The sequence below is a fragment of the Pseudomonas sp. GW821-FHT02H06 genome, from assembly GCF_059421525.1.
Window position 1 is genome coordinate 20,639 of the sequence record NZ_JBWKVD010000017.1, and the last position, 18,554, is coordinate 39,192.

At 58.8% G+C, this 18,554-nt stretch carries 14 protein-coding genes and 3 tRNA genes; 12 read left to right on the forward strand and 5 right to left on the reverse strand.

The annotated features are described in order from the left end of the window. Window positions 1-19: 19 nt before the first annotated feature. Genes AC07VF_RS22105 through AC07VF_RS22115 form a run of 3 tightly spaced genes read left to right on the forward strand, consistent with a single transcriptional unit; the run spans window position 20 to window position 2,969 of the window. Window positions 20-820 carry a carbohydrate ABC transporter permease gene (locus tag AC07VF_RS22105; RefSeq protein ID WP_122537834.1) on the forward strand — a complete coding sequence of 267 codons (801 nt, stop codon included), beginning with the start codon at window positions 20-22 and terminating at the stop codon, window positions 818-820. Window positions 821-831: 11 nt separating this feature from the next. Next, window positions 832-1,104 (forward strand): DUF2160 domain-containing protein, encoded by a 273-nt coding sequence (locus AC07VF_RS22110; protein WP_065986436.1) that lies wholly within the window; start codon window positions 832-834, stop codon window positions 1,102-1,104. Window positions 1,105-1,163: 59 nt separating this feature from the next. Then, window positions 1,164-2,969 carry an ABC transporter substrate-binding protein gene (locus AC07VF_RS22115; RefSeq protein ID WP_192174105.1) on the forward strand — a complete coding sequence of 602 codons (1,806 nt, stop codon included), beginning with the start codon at window positions 1,164-1,166 and terminating at the stop codon, window positions 2,967-2,969. 90 nt (window positions 2,970-3,059) lie between these two features. On the opposite strand, the gene folD is transcribed toward AC07VF_RS22115, so the two are convergent. Next, window positions 3,060-3,914: a bifunctional methylenetetrahydrofolate dehydrogenase/methenyltetrahydrofolate cyclohydrolase FolD gene (folD, locus tag AC07VF_RS22120; RefSeq protein WP_133776580.1), complete on the reverse strand. Its 855-nt coding sequence runs from the start codon at window positions 3,912-3,914 to the stop codon at window positions 3,060-3,062. A 310-nt stretch (window positions 3,915-4,224) separates the two neighbouring features. On the opposite strand from folD, the gene AC07VF_RS22125 reads away from it, so the two are divergent. The 9 genes from AC07VF_RS22125 (at window position 4,225) to AC07VF_RS22165 (ending at window position 13,514) form a co-directional block, all read left to right on the forward strand. Then, a tRNA-Arg gene (locus AC07VF_RS22125) sits at window positions 4,225-4,301 on the forward strand. Between the two features lie 59 nt (window positions 4,302-4,360). Then, window positions 4,361-4,436: transfer RNA gene (locus AC07VF_RS22130), tRNA-His, on the forward strand. Between the two features lie 56 nt (window positions 4,437-4,492). Continuing rightward, window positions 4,493-4,577, forward strand: a tRNA-Leu gene (locus AC07VF_RS22135). A 373-nt stretch (window positions 4,578-4,950) separates the two neighbouring features. Then, entirely contained in the window at window positions 4,951-6,261 is a 1,311-nt protein-coding gene (gene tig / locus AC07VF_RS22140) for a trigger factor (protein ID WP_192174104.1), read from the forward strand. Window positions 6,262-6,352: 91 nt separating this feature from the next. After that, window positions 6,353-6,994 carry an ATP-dependent Clp endopeptidase proteolytic subunit ClpP gene (clpP, locus tag AC07VF_RS22145; protein ID WP_122537614.1) on the forward strand — a complete coding sequence of 214 codons (642 nt, stop codon included), beginning with the start codon at window positions 6,353-6,355 and terminating at the stop codon, window positions 6,992-6,994. A 115-nt stretch (window positions 6,995-7,109) separates the two neighbouring features. Then, window positions 7,110-8,393, forward strand: a complete 1,284-nt coding sequence (gene clpX, locus AC07VF_RS22150) for an ATP-dependent Clp protease ATP-binding subunit ClpX (RefSeq protein ID WP_037013640.1) — start codon at window positions 7,110-7,112, stop codon at window positions 8,391-8,393. A gap of 201 nt (window positions 8,394-8,594) precedes the next feature. Then, on the forward strand, window positions 8,595-10,991 hold the full coding sequence (gene lon / locus AC07VF_RS22155; RefSeq protein ID WP_192174103.1) for an endopeptidase La: 2,397 nt from the start codon (window positions 8,595-8,597) through the stop codon (window positions 10,989-10,991). Between the two features lie 121 nt (window positions 10,992-11,112). After that, window positions 11,113-11,400, forward strand: a complete 288-nt coding sequence (locus tag AC07VF_RS22160) for an HU family DNA-binding protein (protein WP_272631174.1) — start codon at window positions 11,113-11,115, stop codon at window positions 11,398-11,400. Between the two features lie 239 nt (window positions 11,401-11,639). After that, window positions 11,640-13,514: a SurA N-terminal domain-containing protein gene (locus tag AC07VF_RS22165; protein ID WP_495009560.1), complete on the forward strand. Its 1,875-nt coding sequence runs from the start codon at window positions 11,640-11,642 to the stop codon at window positions 13,512-13,514. 518 nt (window positions 13,515-14,032) lie between these two features. Here AC07VF_RS22165 and fabI read toward each other — a convergent pair. Genes fabI through AC07VF_RS22185 form a run of 4 tightly spaced genes read right to left on the reverse strand, consistent with a single transcriptional unit; the run spans window position 14,033 to window position 18,553 of the window. After that, on the reverse strand, window positions 14,033-14,827 hold the full coding sequence (gene fabI / locus AC07VF_RS22170; RefSeq protein WP_108121389.1) for an enoyl-ACP reductase FabI: 795 nt from the start codon (window positions 14,825-14,827) through the stop codon (window positions 14,033-14,035). 19 nt (window positions 14,828-14,846) lie between these two features. Further along, on the reverse strand, window positions 14,847-16,457 hold the full coding sequence (locus AC07VF_RS22175; RefSeq protein ID WP_495009559.1) for an ABC transporter ATP-binding protein: 1,611 nt from the start codon (window positions 16,455-16,457) through the stop codon (window positions 14,847-14,849). A 1-nt stretch (window position 16,458) separates the two neighbouring features. Continuing rightward, window positions 16,459-17,478: an ABC transporter permease gene (locus tag AC07VF_RS22180; RefSeq protein WP_191945774.1), complete on the reverse strand. Its 1,020-nt coding sequence runs from the start codon at window positions 17,476-17,478 to the stop codon at window positions 16,459-16,461. Between the two features lies 1 nt (window position 17,479). Further along, complete coding sequence (locus tag AC07VF_RS22185) at window positions 17,480-18,553, reverse strand: microcin C ABC transporter permease YejB (protein WP_237252271.1); 1,074 nt, start codon at window positions 18,551-18,553, stop codon at window positions 17,480-17,482. Window position 18,554: the final 1 nt, after the last annotated feature.

An 18,554-nucleotide genomic window follows, 5' to 3' on the forward strand; every position in this document is an offset into this window, starting at 1 on the left:
CATGAACAAGCGCGAGAAAGTGTCGTTCAAAAAGCTCATACCGCTGTGGATCTACCTGCTGTTTCTGCTGGTGCCGATCTACTGGCTAATCAACATGTCGTTCAAGACCAACACCGAAATCCTCGGCGGCCTGACCCTGTTCCCACAGGACTTCACGCTGGCGAACTACAAGGTGATCTTCACCGACGAAAGCTGGTACAGCGGCTACATCAACTCGCTGTACTACGTCTGCCTGAATATGGTGATATCGCTAAGCGTCGCATTGCCTGCGGCCTACGCGTTTTCACGCTATCGTTTCCTCGGCGACAAACACCTGTTCTTCTGGCTCCTGACCAACCGGATGGCGCCACCTGCGGTTTTCCTGCTGCCATTCTTCCAGCTGTATTCGTCCATCGGCCTGTTTGACACGCACATTGCGGTAGCGTTGGCGCACTGCCTGTTCAACGTGCCGCTGGCGGTGTGGATTCTGGAAGGCTTCATGTCCGGCGTTCCCAAGGAAATTGACGAAACGGCCTACATCGACGGCTATAGCTTTCCCAAGTTCTTCGGCAAGATTTTCATCCCGCTGATTGGCTCGGGCATCGGTGTGACGGCGTTCTTCTGCTTCATGTTCTCCTGGGTCGAGTTGCTGCTGGCGCGGACGCTGACCTCGGTCAATGCCAAGCCGATCGCAGCGGTCATGACCCGCACCGTTTCGGCGTCGGGGATCGATTGGGGGGTGCTGGCAGCGGCGGGAGTGTTGACCATTCTGCCGGGCATGCTGGTTATCTGGTTCGTTCGTAATCACGTGGTCAAGGGCTTCGCTCTTGGTCGTGTCTGAGGAGTCGAAAAATGGAGTGGATGTCCTGGACCCTGCCAACTGCTATTTTCTTTGCGTCCATCGCTGCGATTCTGGTTGCGATGACGGCCTGGGAACTGCGTTCGGCGAGCATTGAACGTCGTGGTTTTCTACCGATTGCCACCACACGCGGCGATCGTCTGTTCATCGGCCTGCTCGGAAGTGCCTACCTGCATCTGCTGGTCATCGGCGCGACGAGCTGGGATATCTGGGTGGCCTCCGGGCTTTCCCTGGTCTGGCTGTTGGTAGTGATGCGTTGGGGTTGAGAAGGTTTAAGCGAAGGTTGAAACGCGGGATCACATAAGAATCAACACAAGAGGTGTCTATGTTCAATAAGAAAAACAAGCTGCGACATAGTGTGACGGTAGCGACGATGGTAATGCTCAGTGGCTTGAGCGTGTCGGCATGGGCCGACCAGTACGAGGATGCGGCCAAGAAGTGGGCCGACAGCGAGTTCAAGCCGAGCACGCTCTCCGATGCCGAGAAGCTCAAGGAACTGGAGTGGTTCATCAAGGCCGCAGAGCCGTTCCGCGGCATGGACATCAAGGTGGTTTCCGAAACCTTGACCACCCATGAATATGAATCCAAAACCCTGGCCAAGGCGTTCACCGAAATCACCGGCATCAAGGTCACCCACGACCTGCTGCAGGAAGGCGACGTGATCGAGAAGCTGCAGACCGCCATGCAGTCCAACCAGAGTATCTATGACGGCTGGGTCAACGACTCCGACCTGATCGGTACGCACTTCCGCTACGGCAAGGCGATGTCTCTGACAGACCTGATGGCCAGCCCGGAAGGGGCGAAAGTCACTTCTCCGACGCTTGACCTGAAGGACTTCATCGGTACCTCGTTCACCACTTCGCCTGAAGTCAAAGACGCGTCCGGCAAAGTCATCACGCCGGCCAAGCTGTATCAACTGCCTGATCAACAGTTCGCCAACCTGTACTGGTTCCGCGCCGACTGGTTCGAGCGTCCTGATCTGAAAGAGAAGTTCAAAGCCAAATACGGCTACGAGCTTGGCGTTCCGGTGAACTGGTCCGCGTATGAAGACATCGCCAAGTTCTTCAGCGAAGACGTCAAAGAGCTCGACGGCAAGAAAGTCTATGGCCATATGGACTACGGCAAGAAAGACCCGTCCCTGGGCTGGCGCTTCACCGATGCCTGGTTCTCCATGGCCGGCAGCGGCGACAAAGGTTTGCCGAATGGTCTGCCGGTCGACGAGTGGGGCATTCGCGTAGAAGACTGCCACCCGGTCGGTTCGAGCATCACCCGTGGCGGCGACACCAACGGCCCGGCCGCTGTGTACGCCACTCAGAAGTACATCGACTGGCTCAAGGCCTACGCGCCGCCTGAAGCGGCGGGCATGACGTTCTCCGAGTCCGGCCCGGTGCCGTCCCAGGGTAACGTCGCTCAGCAGATCTTCTGGTACACCGCTTTCACCGCTGATATGACCAAGCCGGGTCTGCCGGTCATGAACGCCGATGGCACGCCGAAATGGCGGATGGCGCCATCGCCAAAAGGTCCTTACTGGAAAGAGGGCATGAAGCTGGGTTATCAGGACGTGGGCTCCTGGACCTTCCTCAAGTCCACCGAAGAGAAGAAACGCCTGGCCGCCTGGCTCTACGCGCAGTTCGTGACGTCGAAGTCCGTCTCGCTGAAGAAAACCATCGTGGGCCTGACGCCGATTCGCGAATCGGACATCAACTCCAAAGAGATGACCGCCCTGGCACCGAAACTCGGTGGTCTGGTCGAGTTCTACCGCAGCCCGGCCCGCGTGCAATGGTCGCCAACCGGCACCAACGTTCCGGACTATCCGAAGCTGGCTCAATTGTGGTGGAGTCATGTGGCTGAAGCCGTTACCGGCGAGAAAACCGCGCAGGCGGCCCTCGACGGTCTGGCCAAGGATCAGGATGCGATCATGACCCGCATCGAGCGCTCCAAGGTCCAGGAACCAAGCGGTTGCGCGCCGAAGATGAACCCGGAAACCTCGGCCGAAGAGTGGTACACCAAGGCCGAGAAGAGCAACGGTGCATTCCTCGCGCCCCAACGCAAACTGGCCAACGAGAAACCGAAGGGCGAAACCATCGCTTACTCGGACCTCTTGAAGAGCTGGGAAGCTGCGAAGAAGTAACCTGCACGCTTCTACGTTCGGCGCATAAAAAAACGGCACCCTCGGGTGCCGTTATTCATGTGCGCGCTTTGGTACTCGGGGCTTGGGAAATCAGCCGTGAAGCGTCTCAGCCGCATACAGCGTGTTTTCCAGCAGGCAGGCGCGGGTCATCGGGCCGACGCCGCCTGGCACCGGCGTGATCCAGCCGGCGCGGGGCAGGGCGGTTTCGTACACCACGTCGCCCACCAGCTTGCCGTCATCCTGACGGTTGATGCCGACGTCGATGACGATGGCGCCTTCCTTGATCCACTCGCCCTTGACCAGGCCCGGCTTGCCCGCCGCCACGACCACCAGATCGGCGCGACCGACGTGTCCGGCCAGATCCTGGGTGAAACGATGGGTCACGGTTACGGTGCAGCCCGCCAGCAGCAGCTCCATCGCCATTGGACGACCGACGATGTTGGACGCGCCCACGACGACAGCGTCCTTGCCGTACAGATCGACACCGGTGCTTTCCAGCAGGGTCATGATGCCCTTGGGCGTGCATGGGCGCAGCAGCGGAATGCGCTGGGCCAGCCGGCCCACGTTGTAGGGGTGGAAGCCGTCGACGTCTTTATCCGGGCGGATGCGTTCCAGCAGGCTGGAGGATTCCAGATGCTCCGGCAGCGGCAGTTGCAGCAGGATGCCGTCGATGGCCGGGTCGTCGTTGAGACGATCGATCAGATCGGTCAGTTCGGTCTGGGTGGTTTCACTGGGCAGGTCATAGGCCTGGGAGATGAAGCCGACCTCTTCGCAGTCTTTGCGTTTGTGCGAGACGTAAACCTGAGAGGCGGGGTCGCTGCCGACCAGGATCACCGCGAGGCCGGGCGTGCGCAGGCCTTGCTCGCGACGCTGGGCGACTCGTTGGGCGATCTGCTGGCGCAGGTTGGCTGCGATCGCTTTGCCGTCTATTAGTTTTGCAGTCATTACGCGTGATTAACCATCGGAAGGGGAGGGAAAAAGAGCGCGCATTCTCGCATGACCTGACGCAAGGGCAAAGACGGTTGGTCCGCTTAATAAGCTAAGCCCTTTAATTAACTGAATTTTTTAGAAAAAAGTGTTGACGACCTTTTGGACCGTCTATAAGATTCGTCGCACTTGTCGGGCACAACCCCACACAGGATAAGCCGGAAGCGGCGGATCAAGTCGAAAGGTTGAATAAGTCAGGTAGAGTTAAGATCGGCTCAGCGTGATTGAAAGCTCTTAATTTGCAGTCTAACGAAGGCAAATGAAATAAGTGCCCGTAGCTCAGCTGGATAGAGCATCCGCCTTCTAAGCGGATGGTCGCAGGTTCGAGTCCTGCCGGGTGCGCCATTAGGCAGCTTTGGCACAAGTAGCATTCAGTTTGAATGCGTCGGTTACAACGCAATATGGTGGGCGTAGCTCAGTTGGTAGAGCACGGGATTGTGACTCCCGTTGTCGAGGGTTCGATCCCCTTCGTCCACCCCATATTCGAAAAGGCGCCAGATTCATAATCTGGCGCCTTTGCTTTAAGCGCTTCAAACGCGGATGTGGTGGAATTGGTAGACACACTGGATTTAGGTTCCAGCGCCGAAAGGTGTGAGAGTTCGAGTCTCTCCGTCCGCACCAGTTAAAGCTCTCGCAACACCTGGGGTGTTGAGGGATGAAAGAAAGCCGCCTTGTGCGGCTTTTTTTGTTTCAGCGTACTGCGTTTTAACGCAGTGCGAGCTTGATGGGCCCATGACACAGGGCTTGTCCGGTGTGCTTCCAGGGACTGGATCATGTTTCGGTCGTCCTTTTGCTTCCTTTATATAGGGGCGTATCAGGTGCGTTCCAGACACCTCCCGCAGGCTGAAACAGTCGTCTGTGATTCCCGGGCTGCATGCCACTTTATTTACCCTTGTTCAGTAGGGTGACTTCTTGAGTTTGACCCACTAGAATGCTTGCCCTTGATTCTGGGGTCGGAAACGGCCGGCTAACGTCTGTGCAACGAGGAATATCCATGCAAGTTTCTGTTGAAAACACTTCCGCTCTCGAGCGCCGCATGACCATTGGCGTGCCCGCTGAGCGCATCGAGACTGAAGTCAACAAGCGTCTGCAGCAGACCGCACGTAAAGCCAAGATCCCGGGCTTCCGCCCAGGCAAAGTGCCTATGAGCGTGATCCGCCAGCGTTACGAAGACGGTGCTCGTCAGGAAGCACTGGGCGACCTGATCCAGGCGACCTTCTACGAAGCCGTCGTCGAGCAAAAGCTGAACCCGGCTGGCGCACCTTCCGTCGAGCCAAAGACCTTCGAAAAGGGCAAGGACCTCGAGTACATCGCTACTTTCGAAGTGTTCCCTGAATTCACCGTTGCCGGTTTCGACTCCATTTCCGTCGAGCGTCTGTCGGCTGACGTCGCTGATTCCGATCTGGACAACATGCTGGAAATCCTGCGCAAGCAGAATGTCAGCTTCGAAGTCGTTGATCGTGCGGCACAAAACGAAGATCAGTTGAACATCGACTTCGTCGGCAAGATCGACGGTGAAGCATTCGCTGGCGGTTCGGCCACCGGTACTCAGCTGGTGCTGGGTTCGGGTCGCATGATCCCGGGCTTCGAAGACGGTCTGGTCGGCGCCAAAGCCGGTGAAGAGAGCGTTCTGAACCTGACCTTCCCTGAGGATTATCAGAATCTTGAACTGGCCGGCAAAACCGCCGAGTTCACCGTCACGGTCAACACCGTGTCGGCACCGACCCTGCCTGAGCTGAACGAAACGTTCTTCAAGCAGTTCGGCATCAAGGAAACCAACCTCGAAGGCTTCCGCACCGAAGTTCGCAAGAACATGGAGCGCGAGCTGCGTCAGGCCATCAAGTCCAAGGTCAAGAATCAGGTAATGGACGGTCTGCTGGCCGCCAACCCGATCGAAGTGCCTAAAGCGCTGCTGGAAAACGAAGTGAACCGTCTGCGCGTTCAGGCTGTTCAGCAGTTCGGCGGCAACATCAAGCCTGACCAACTGCCGGCAGAGCTGTTCGAGGAGCAGGCCAAGCGCCGCGTCGAACTGGGTCTGATCGTGGCTGAAGTCGTCAAGCAATTCGACCTCAAGCCTGACGACACCCGCGTTCGCGAGCTGATCCAGGAAATGGCTTCCGCTTACCAGGAGCCAGAGCAGGTTGTGGCCTGGTACTACAAGAACGAACAGCAAATGAACGAAGTTCGTTCGGTTGTGCTGGAAGAACAAGTTGTGGATACTGTTTTGCAGAAAGCGAGCGTGACCGACAAAGCGGTCTCGTACGAAGAGGCAGTCAAGCCGGTTGAAGCTCCACAAGCCGACTGATTTCCTTCTCTCGTTCGAAAACACCATAAGCCAGCCTTCGCGCTGGCTTATGCGTATTCAAGACATGACTATTTGGGAGTGAATGCGAGACATGTCCCGCAATTCTTATATTCAGCAGAACTCTGACATCCAGGCCGCTGGCGGCCTGGTCCCGATGGTTATCGAGCAGTCCGCCCGTGGCGAGCGCGCCTATGACATCTACTCCCGCCTGCTCAAGGAACGCGTCATTTTCCTGGTCGGTCCGGTTGAAGATTACATGGCCAACCTCATCTCGGCGCAGCTGCTGTTCCTTGAAGCGGAAAACCCGGACAAGGACATCCATCTTTACATCAACTCCCCAGGCGGTTCGGTGACTGCGGGCATGGCGATCTACGACACCATGCAGTTCATCAAGCCGGACGTTTCCACGACCGTCATGGGTCAGGCGTGCAGCATGGGCGCTTTCCTTCTGGCCGGTGGTGCCAAGGGCAAGCGTTTCGCACTGCCGAACTCCCGCGTCATGATTCACCAGCCGTTGGGCGGTTTTCAGGGCCAGGCGTCGGACATTGATATCCACGCGAAGGAAATCCTGTTCATCCGTCAACGTCTGAACGAACTGCTGGCGCACCACACCGGCCAGACGCTGGAAGCGATCGAGCGCGACACCAACCGCGACAACTTCATGAGCGCCGAACGCGCTGCTGAATACGGTTTGGTGGACTCGGTGATCGACCGGCGTCAAATGACCAAATGATTGCGTGAAGGGCAATAATCCCGGGCGGTTGATACATCCGTGCCGCCTGTGGACTTGAAAAATCGAGCAATTGCCCTCATCTTGTGTTGCAAGCCTACCGGATTGGATCGATCGAATGACTGACACCCGCAACGGCGAGGACAACGGCAAACTGCTTTATTGCTCCTTCTGCGGCAAAAGCCAGCATGAAGTGCGCAAGTTGATTGCCGGCCCCTCGGTATTTGTTTGTGACGAGTGCGTCGACCTGTGCAACGACATCATCCGCGAGGAGGTGCAGGAAGCACAGGCCGAGAGCAGCGCGCATAAACTGCCATCGCCTAAAGAAATCAGCGGCATCCTTGACCAGTACGTCATTGGTCAGGAACGTGCCAAAAAGGTTCTCGCAGTAGCGGTGTACAACCACTACAAGCGGCTGAACCAGCGCGACAAGAAAAACGACGACGTTGAACTGGGCAAGAGCAACATCCTGCTGATCGGCCCGACGGGCTCCGGCAAGACTTTGCTGGCGGAGACGCTCGCTCGTTTGCTCAACGTTCCGTTCACCATTGCCGATGCCACCACCCTGACCGAAGCCGGTTATGTGGGTGAGGACGTCGAGAACATCATTCAAAAGCTGTTGCAGAAGTGCGATTACGATGTCGAGAAGGCCCAGATGGGCATCGTCTACATCGACGAAATCGACAAGATTTCGCGCAAGTCCGACAACCCTTCCATCACCCGTGATGTGTCGGGCGAAGGCGTGCAGCAAGCCTTGCTGAAGCTGATTGAAGGCACCGTGGCTTCCGTACCGCCTCAAGGTGGTCGCAAGCACCCACAGCAGGAATTCCTGCAGGTGGACACGCGCAATATCCTTTTCATCTGTGGCGGTGCGTTCTCTGGCCTGGAAAAGGTCATCCAGAATCGCTCCACCAAAGGCGGCATCGGCTTTAACGCCGAAGTACGCAGCAAGGAAGAGGGCAAGAAGGTCGGCGAATCCCTGCGTGAAGTCGAGCCTGACGATCTGGTCAAGTTCGGTCTGATCCCGGAGTTCGTGGGTCGTCTGCCTGTTCTGGCGACGCTGGACGAGCTGGACGAAGCTGCTCTGATGCAGATTCTGACCGAGCCGAAGAACGCGCTGACCAAGCAATACGGCAAGCTGTTCGAGATGGAAGGCGTGGACCTTGAGTTCCGCCCGGATGCGCTGAAATCGGTTGCCCGTCGTGCGCTTGAGCGCAAGACCGGTGCTCGCGGTCTGCGCTCCATCCTCGAGGGCGTTCTGCTCGACACCATGTACGAGATCCCGTCGCAGTCCGACGTGAGTAAGGTGGTGATCGACGAGAGCGTGATCGAGGGCACCTCCAAGCCGCTGTTGATTTACGAAAACAGCGAGCCACCTGCCAAGGCGGCACCCGACGCGTAGCCTGCTGGCAACGCACAGGGCGACTGGAAACGAAAAGGGCCCTCGGGCCCTTTTCGCGTTTCCTTCAAAGCCGGTCTGCGTTTCCGAGTCCTTTCGCTTTAACTCAAGCCGGCGCTTGTTTTTTTAAGGTTCAACCCCCATCTTGATTTTCAGCTTATTTATATCTGTCCATGGCCTGAAGGCCGCCGTAGAGGCGAAATCATGAAGACGACCATTGAACTGCCTCTCTTGCCACTGCGCGATGTTGTGGTTTACCCGCATATGGTTATCCCGCTGTTCGTGGGGCGCGAGAAGTCGATCGAGGCCCTGGAAGCGGCGATGTCCGGCGACAAGCAGATCCTGCTGCTTGCGCAACGAAACCCGGCCGATGACGATCCTGGTGAAGAGGCGCTGTACAACGTTGGCACCGTTGCCACCGTGCTGCAGTTGCTGAAGCTGCCGGACGGCACTGTGAAGGTTCTGGTCGAAGGCGAGCAGCGTGGCTCGGTCGAGCGCTTCATTGAGGTGGACGGCCACTGCCGCGCCGAGGTTGCGCTGATCGATGAGGTCGACGCGCCGGATCGTGAATCCGAAGTCTTCGTTCGCAGCCTGCTGGCTCAGTTCGAACAATACGTGCAGCTGGGCAAAAAAGTCCCGGCCGAAGTGCTTTCCTCCCTCAACAGCATTGATGAGCCGGGTCGTCTGGTCGACACCATGGCTGCCCACATGGCGCTGAAGATCGAGCAGAAGCAGGAAATTCTCGAAATCATTGACCTGTCGGCCCGTGTTGAGCACGTGCTGGCGTTGCTGGATGCCGAAATCGACTTGCTGCAGGTCGAGAAGCGCATCCGCGGTCGCGTGAAAAAGCAGATGGAGCGCAGTCAGCGCGAGTACTACCTGAATGAGCAGATGAAGGCCATTCAGAAGGAACTCGGAGACAGCGAGGAAGGCCATAACGAAATCGAGGAGCTGAAGAAGCGCATCGATGCCGCCGGCCTGCCCAAAGACGCGATGACCAAGGCCACCGCCGAGCTGAACAAGCTCAAGCAGATGTCGCCGATGTCTGCCGAGGCCACCGTCGTTCGCTCCTACATCGATTGGCTGGTCCAGGTGCCGTGGAAGGCACAGAGCAAGGTCCGTCTGGACCTCGCTCGCGCGGAAGACATCCTCGACGCCGACCACTATGGTCTGGACGAAGTCAAAGAGCGGATCCTCGAATACCTCGCCGTTCAGAAGCGCGTGAAGAAAATTCGTGGCCCGGTGCTTTGCCTGGTCGGTCCTCCTGGTGTGGGTAAAACCTCGCTGGCCGAGTCGATTGCCCACGCGACCAACCGCAAGTTCGTCCGCATGGCCCTGGGCGGCGTGCGCGATGAAGCTGAAATTCGCGGTCACCGTCGGACTTACATCGGTTCGATGCCAGGTCGCCTGATCCAGAAAATGACCAAGGTCGGTGTGCGTAACCCGCTGTTCCTGCTCGATGAAATCGACAAGATGGGCAGCGACATGCGCGGTGACCCGGCGTCGGCGTTGCTGGAAGTGCTCGACCCCGAGCAGAACCACAACTTCAACGACCATTACCTGGAAGTCGATTACGACCTGTCCGACGTGATGTTCCTGTGCACCGCCAACTCGATGAACATTCCGCCGGCGCTGCTCGACCGTATGGAAGTCATTCGTCTGCCCGGCTACACCGAAGACGAGAAGATCAACATCGCGACCAAGTACCTCTCGCCCAAGCAGATTGCTGCCAACGGCTTGAAGAAAGGCGAGATCGAGTTCGAAGTCGAGGCGATTCGCGACATAATCCGTTACTACACCCGTGAAGCCGGCGTGCGTAGTCTTGAGCGTCAAATCGCCAAGGTATGCCGCAAGGCGGTCAAGGAACACGCTCACGAGAAGCGTTTTTCCGTGACCGTGACGGCGGACATGCTCGAGAACTTCCTGGGCGTGCGCAAATTCCGTTATGGCCTGGCCGAGCAGCAGGATCAGGTGGGTCAGGTGACCGGTCTGGCGTGGACGCAGGTCGGCGGCGAGCTGCTGACCATCGAAGCGGCAGTTGTCCCGGGCAAGGGTCAATTGATCAAGACCGGTTCGCTGGGTGATGTGATGGTGGAGTCGATCACTGCCGCGCTGACCGTTGTGCGTAGCCGTGCGAAAAGCTTGGGCATCCCTCTGGACTTCCATGAGAAGCGCGACACGCATATCCATATGCCGGAAGGCGCGACGCCAAAAGACGGCCCGAGCGCAGGCGTAGGCATGTGCACGGCGCTGGTGTCGGCACTGACGGGGATTCCGGTCCGCGCCGACGTGGCCATGACGGGTGAAATCACCCTGCGCGGACAGGTACTGGCTATCGGTGGTCTCAAGGAGAAATTGCTGGCCGCTCACCGTGGTGGCATCAAGACCGTGATCATCCCCGAAGAGAACGTGCGAGATCTCAAAGAGATCCCGGACAACATCAAGGCCGACCTGCAGATCAAACCGGTTAAATGGATTGACGAGGTCCTCCAAATTGCGCTGCAATACGCGCCGGAGCCCTTGCCGGACGTGGCTCCCGAGATGGTTGCCAAGGATGAAAAGCGCGAGTCTGACGCCAAGGAGAGGATCAGCACGCATTAGTCTGGGAGGCCTTCCTTGACAGGTTTTTGGAGCCCTTGCTATAAAGCGGCTCTTCAAGCCTGTTCAGGCCGCTCAGTGTTCGTTTGGTTACACCAAAAAAAACTTAGAAATACTCAAATATATAAGGGGACTTAGAGTGAACAAGTCGGAACTGATTGATGCCATCGCCGCATCCGCTGACATCCCGAAAGCTGCTGCTGGCCGTGCGCTGGACGCTGTAATCGAATCCGTCACTGGCGCTCTCAAGGCTGGCGACTCTGTTGTACTGGTAGGCTTCGGCACTTTCTCCGTCACTGATCGTCCTGCCCGTACCGGCCGTAACCCTCAGACCGGTAAAACCCTGGAAATTCCAGCGGCCAAGAAACCAGGCTTCAAAGCCGGTAAAGCTCTGAAAGAAGCCGTCAACTAAGTTTCTTTTTACTTTGCCCGCCCAGGACAGCGTTATCTCTGTTCGGGGCGTGAAGCGGCAAGTGCGGTTGCTCAAGCGCTGGACTGTCACTCGGGGAACGCACATCGAACCCCGTCCGCTTTGCAAGTTACGAGAAGGCGCATCCTCGGATGCGCCTTTCTTCTATCCGGATTCAACCCACGCTCCGCGTTACCGTGTGCAGCAGCCTGGTGAGTCGAGTACAACCCTCTGGGGGATACATGCTGCAGAATATCAGGGACAATTCACAGGGATGGATTGCCAAAACCATCATCGGGGTCATCATCGCTCTGATGGCCCTGACCGGGTTCGATGCCATTTTCCGGGCCACCAGCCACTCGCAGGATGCTGCGAAGGTCAATGGCGAGGAAGTCACCCAGGCAGAACTGGGTCAAGCGGTTGAAATGCAACGCCGCCAGCTGATGCAACAGCTGGGCAAGGATTTTGACCCTGCAATGCTCAACGAAAAGATGCTGCGTGATTCGGCCCTCAAAGGCTTGATCGACCGCAAGCTGTTGTTGCAGGGCGCCGCTGATTCGAAGTTCGGTTTCTCCGAAGCCGCTCTGGATCAACAGATGTTGCTGACCCCTGAATTTCAGGTCGACGGTAAATTCAGCGCTGATCGCTTCGATCAGGTCATTCGCCAGCTCGGTTATTCCCGTCTGCAGTTCCGCCAGATTCTGGGTCAGGAAATGCTGATCGGCCAGATTCGTGCCGGTATCGGCGGCAGCGCATTCGTCACTGACGCTCAAGTCGACGCCTTCGCCCGCCTCGAAAAGCAGAGCCGCGATTTCGCCACCCTGACGTTGCCGGCCGATCCGACCAGCGCGAAAGTCACCGACGACGAGGTCAAGGCGCACTACGATCAGCACGCGAAAGAGTTTTTGAGTCCTGAGCAAGTGGTGCTCGACTACATCGAACTGAAGAAGTCTTCGTTCTTCGACAAGGTGTCGGTGAAGGATGAAGACCTGCAGGCGGCTTATCAGAAAGAGATCGCCAACCTGGCCGAGCAGCGCCGCGCGGCGCACATCCTGATCGAAGTCAACGACAAGACCACGGACGCTCAGGCCAAAGCCAAGATTGAAGAAATCCAGCAGCGCGTGGCCAAAGGTGAAGATTTTGCTGCGCTGGCCAAGGAGTTGTCTCAGGATCCGGGCTCGTCGACCAAGGGCGGTGACCTGGGCTACGCCGGCAAGGGTGTTTATGACCCGGCCTTTGAAGACGCGCTGTACGCGCTGAACAAGGATCAGGTCTCCGCGCCTGTTCGCAGTCAGTTCGGCTGGCACTTGATCAAGCTGCTGGGCGTTGAAGCGCCGTCGGTACCGACGTTCGCCAGCCTGAAGGAGAAGCTGACCCACGAGCTGAAGTCTCAGCAGGTCGAGCAGAAGTTCGTCGATGCGAGCAAGAAGCTGGAAGATGCGGCGTTCGAAGCGTCCGATCTGTCTCAGCCGGCTCAGGACCTGGGTCTGAAAGTGCAGACGACTGCGCCGTTCGGTCGCGAGGGTGGCGAAGGCATTGCAGCCAACCGTGCGGTGATTCAGGCGGCTTTCAGTCCGGAAGTGATGGAAGAGGGTTCCAACAGTTCTGCGCTGGAGCTGGATCCTGAGACCGTGGTGGTGGTGCATGTCAAAGAGCACCGTCAGCCTGAGCAACTGCCACTGGAAGCGGTGTCGGCGCCGATTCGCGCGCAACTGGCGAAAGAACATGCCAGCGATGCGGTGAAGGCCAAGGGCGAGGCGCTGCTGGCATCCCTGCGTGACGGCAAGGTGCCGTATGCGGCGACCAAGCAGGAAGGTCAGAGCTGGAAGGTCGTGGAAGCGGCCTCACGCAGCCAGGAGGGTGTTGATCCTCAGGTGCTGCAGTCGGTGTTCCGTATGCCGAAGCCGGAAGGCAAGGACAAGCCGGTTTATGGCAGTCTGACGGCTGCGGATGGCAGCTTTGTGATTGTGCGTCTGAACGGCGTGAATCAGGCGGCTCCGGCGTCGGATGAGGAGAAGAGCCAGTACCGTCGTTTCCTGTCATCCCGTGAGGGGCAGCAGGATTTCGCGGCCTACCGTAAGCAGTTGGAAGCGGCGGCGAAGATCGAGAAGTATTGATCGACGCAGGATGCTGTTAACAGAAAGCCCCGACTCGCGAGAGTCGGGGCTTTTTTGTATTCGCTGGGGTAGGGCAAGATCAAGGGCGTCTGCCTGGGGGCAGACTGTTTCGCCTTCGGCGAGTTACTTGAAAAAGCCCCAAGTAACCAAGGGCTTGTGCTCCTGGTTGGGCCCTTCGTTCCTCAGGGTTCCTTCATTCCGGGCCCACGGAGCGTCGTCGGAGTGAGGGTACTTCGACGGAGGAGAAGCCCAACCAGGAGCAAGCACCCTTGGTTACTTGGGGTGCTTTTCCAAGTAACTCGCCGGAGGCGAAATATCTGCCATTAGGCAGATCCAGTCAGCGCCACCGTGATCTCGAATTCTCACGTCGAAAGCAGCGCCAAACGTAGGACGAAAAAAAACGGCAGATCATTCAGCCTCAGGGCCGTCTGATCCACCGCTTTCGCCAGCTAGCCGGCGCTTGTAGGTCTTGCGCCCGTTTTCAGAGCGTCATCACGCTGAAAACGGGCAGGCAACCATCAACCTTCCAGATCACCCATCGCCGTGGTGTTGAAACCACCGTCGACGTACATGATCTCGCCACTGACACCGGACGCCAGGTCAGAGCACAGGAACGCGCCTGCGTTACCCACTTCTTCGATGGTCACGTTGCGACGCAATGGAGTCTGCGCCTCGTTGGCCGCCAGCATTTTGCGGAAGTTCGAAATACCCGACGCCGCGAGGGTACGGATCGGGCCAGCCGATACCGCGTTGACGCGGGTACCTTCCGGGCCGAGGCTGCGGGCCAGGTAACGGACGCCGGCTTCAAGGCTGGCCTTGGCCATGCCCATCACGTTGTAGTTCGGCATGGTGCGCTCGGCGCCCAGGTACGACAGCGTCAGCAGGCTGCCATTGCGGCCCTTCATCAGGTCGCGGCCGGCTTTGGCCAGGGCCACGAAGCTGTAGGCGCTGATGTCGTGAGCGATACGGAAACCTTCACGGGTGGTGGCTTGGGTGAAGTCACCGTCCAGCTGGTCGCCCGGCGCGAAGCCCACGGAGTGCACGATGCAGTCCAGGCCGTCCCACTTCTTGCTCAGCTCTTCGAAAACCTTGGCGATTTCTTCGTCGCTGGCGACGTCGCAAGGGAAGCACAGCTCAGCGTTCGAACCCCAGCTCTCGGCGAATTCCTCGACGCGCTTCTTGAGTTTTTCGTTCTGATACGTGAAGGCAAGCTCAGCGCCCTCGCGGTGCATGGCGGCAGCGATACCGGATGCGATGGACAATTTGCTGGCGACACCGACGATCAGGACGCGCTTACCGGCGAGAAAACCCATTGTTTTGTTCCTCTTCAGGTTAATCGACAGCTGCCGGCGCCAAGAAGGCGGCCTCCAGCAGCTGCTGTGTATAAGGATGTTGCGGCGCGGCGAAGATGTCTTCTGCCACACCCTGTTCGACCACTTGGCCTTGTTTCACCACCATCAGTTGGTGGCTTAACGCCTTGACCACCGCCAGATCATGGCTGATGAACAAATACGTCAGGTTGTACTTGGTTTGCAGGGAGCGTAACAGCTCCACCACTTGACGCTGAACGGTGCGGTCGAGGGCCGAAGTCGGCTCGTCCAGCAAAATCAGCGCCGGTTTTAACACTAATGCCCGGGCAATGGCGATCCTTTGCCGTTGTCCCCCGGAAAACTCATGGGGGTAGCGGTGCCGGGTCGCTGGATCAAGACCCACTTCCTTGAGCGCCTCGATCACTGCCGCTTCCTGTTCCACCGGCGTGCCCATCTTGTGGATCCGCAGGCCTTCGCCGACGATGTCACACACCGACATGCGCGGGCTGAGGCTGCCGAACGGGTCCTGAAACACCACCTGCATCTGTCGCCGCAGCGGCCTGACCTGATGCTGATTCATTCCCGCCAGCGATTGCCCATGCAAGCGTATCTCGCCTTCGCTGCGAATCAACCGCAGGATCGCCAGGCCCAGCGTCGATTTGCCCGAGCCGCTCTCGCCGACAATCCCCAGCGTCTGGCCCTTGGGCAGACTGAAGTGAATGCCGTCGACGGCCTTGACGTGATCGACTGTGCGCTTGAACACGCCTTTCTTGATGGGAAACCAGACCCGTAGGTCCTCGACTTCCAGCATCGGCGCGCCCGGCGGATTGTTCGCCGGCCCGCCTTTGGGCTCGGCGCTGAGCAGTTCACGGGTGTACGGATGCTGCGGCGCGCGGAACAGCTCTTCGCACGATGCCTGTTCGACGATGCAACCGCGCTGCATGACACATACGCGGTTGGCAATTTGCCTGACGACGTTCAAATCGTGGCTGATCAGCAGCAAGGCCATGCCCAGCCGGGCCTGCAATTCCTTGAGCAGCTCGAGGATTTTCAGCTGCACGGTGACGTCCAGCGCAGTGGTCGGCTCATCGGCGATCAGCAGCTCGGGCTCGTTGGCCAAGGCCATCGCAATCATCACCCGCTGGCGCTGGCCGCCAGACAGCTCGTGGGGCAAGGCTTTCAGGCGCTTGGCCGGTTCCGGAATCCCCACCAGCTCCAGCAGCTCCAGCGTCCGTCGCGTCGCGGCTTTGCCGGTCAGGCCCTTGTGCAGGCCGAGCACTTCGTTGATCTGTTTTTCGATGGACTGCAGCGGGTTCAGCGAGGTCATCGGCTCCTGGAAGATCATCGCGATGCGATTGCCGCGAATGCCCCGCAGGCGTTTCTCACTGACTTTCAGCAGGTCGTCGTCAGCGTAGCGAATCGTCCCGGTCGGGTGGCGCGCCAGCGGGTAGGGCAGCAATCGCAGGATCGAGTGGGCGGTGACTGACTTGCCCGATCCGCTTTCGCCGACCAGCGCCAGGGTTTCGCCCTTGCGGATGTCGAAGCTGATGCCTTCGACCACCCGCTGCACGTTGGTGCCGTTCACGAATTCGACGGAGAGGTCGCGGATCTCGACCAGATTGTCCTGATTCATCTCATTTCCTCGGGTCGAATGCGTCGCGGGCGGATTCGCCGATGAACACCAGCAGGCTCAACATGATCGCCAGCACGGCGAAGGCGCTTATGCCCAGCCACGGCGCCTGCAGGTTGGATTTGCCTTGCGCCACCAGTTCGCCCAGCGAAGGCGAGCCCGCGGGCAGGCCGAAGCCGAGGAAGTCCAGCGCGGTCAGCGTGCCGATCGCGCCGGTGAGAATGAACGGCATGAAGGTCATGGTCGAGACCATTGCGTTGGGCAGGATGTGGCGGAACATGATTGCGCCGTTCTCCATGCCTAGCGCCCGGGCGGCGCGCACGTATTCCAGGTTGCGGCCGCGCAGGAACTCAGCGCGCACCACGTCCACCAGGCTCATCCACGAAAACAGCAGCATGATTCCCAGCAGCCACCAGAAGTTGGGCTGGACGAAGCTGGCGAGGATGATCAGCAAATACAGCACCGGCAGCCCGGACCAGATTTCCAGAAAGCGCTGGCCGATCAGATCGACCCAGCCGCCGTAGAAACCCTGCAGCGCCCCGGCGATCACGCCGATGATCGAACTGAGGATCGTCAGCGTCAGGGCGAACAGCACCGACACGCGGAATCCGTAGATCACCCGCGCCAGCACGTCACGGCCCTGATCGTCGGTGCCCAGCAGGTTGTCCCGCGAGGGCGGGGCAGGGGCCGGGACCTTCAGGTCGTAGTTGATGCTCTGGTAGCTGAACGGAATCGGTGCCCACAGCGTCCAGCCGTCTTTGGCCGCCAGCAGCTCCTTGATGTACGGGCTCTTGTAGTTGGCTTCGAGCGGGAATTCGCCGCCGAAGGTGGTTTCCGGGTAGCGCTTGAACACAGGGAAGTACCACTCGCCGTCGTAGCGCACCGCCAGCGGCTTGTCGTTGGCGATGAGCTCGGCGCCCAGGCTGGCGCCGAACAGGATCAGAAACAGCCACAGCGACCACCAGCCACGCTTGTTGGCCTTGAAGCGTTCGAAACGGCGTCGATTGAGAGGGGACAGCGTCATATCAATGATCCCTGCGGTCGAAGTCGATGCGTGGGTCAACCAGCGTGTAGGTCAGGTCGCCGATCAGTTTCACCACCAGCCCCAGCAGGGTGAAGATGAACAGGGTGCCGAACACCACCGGGTAATCGCGGTTGATCGCGGCTTCAAAGCTCATCAGGCCTAGGCCGTCGAGGGAAAAGATCACTTCCACCAGCAGGGAGCCGGTGAAGAAGATGCCAATGAACGCCGACGGGAAACCCGCGATCACCAGCAGCATGGCGTTGCGGAACACATGACCGTAGAGCACGCGGCGCTGGGTCAGGCCCTTGGCTTTGGCGGTGATCACGTATTGCTTGCCAATTTCATCGAGAAAGCTGTTTTTCGTCAGCAGGGTCATGGTGGCGAAGTTGCCGATGACCAGCGCGGTGATCGGCAGCACCAGGTGCCAGAAGTAGTCGCCCACTTTACCCAGCCAGCTCATCTCATCGAAGTTGCTCGACGTTAATCCGCGCAACGGGAACCAGTCGAAATAGCTGCCGCCGGCGAATACCACGATCAGCAGGATGGCGAACAGGAACGCCGGGATGGCGTAGCCGACGATGATCGCCGAGCTCGTCCAGACGTCGAAATGGCTGCCGTGTCGCGTGGCTTTGGCGATCCCCAGGGGGATCGAAACCAGGTACATGATCAGCGTGCTCCACAGCCCGAGGGAGATCGACACCGGCATCTTCTCGACGATCAGGTCGATGACCTTGGCGTCGCGAAAGAAGCTGTCGCCGAAATCCAGCCGGGCATAGTTCTTGACCATGATCCACAAGCGTTCCGGCGCCGATTTGTCGAAGCCGTACATGTGCTCGATTTCCTTGATCAGGCTCGGGTCCAGGCCCTGTGCGCCGCGATAGGTCGAGCCGGCCACCGAGACTTCCGCGCCGCCGCCCGCGATGCGGCTGGTGGCGCCTTCGAAGCCTTCGAGCTTCGCGATCATCTGCTCCACCGGCCCACCCGGTGCCGCCTGGATGATGACGAAGTTGATCAGCAAAATGCCGAACAGGGTCGGGATGATCAGCAGCAAGCGCCGCAGGATGTAGGCCAGCATG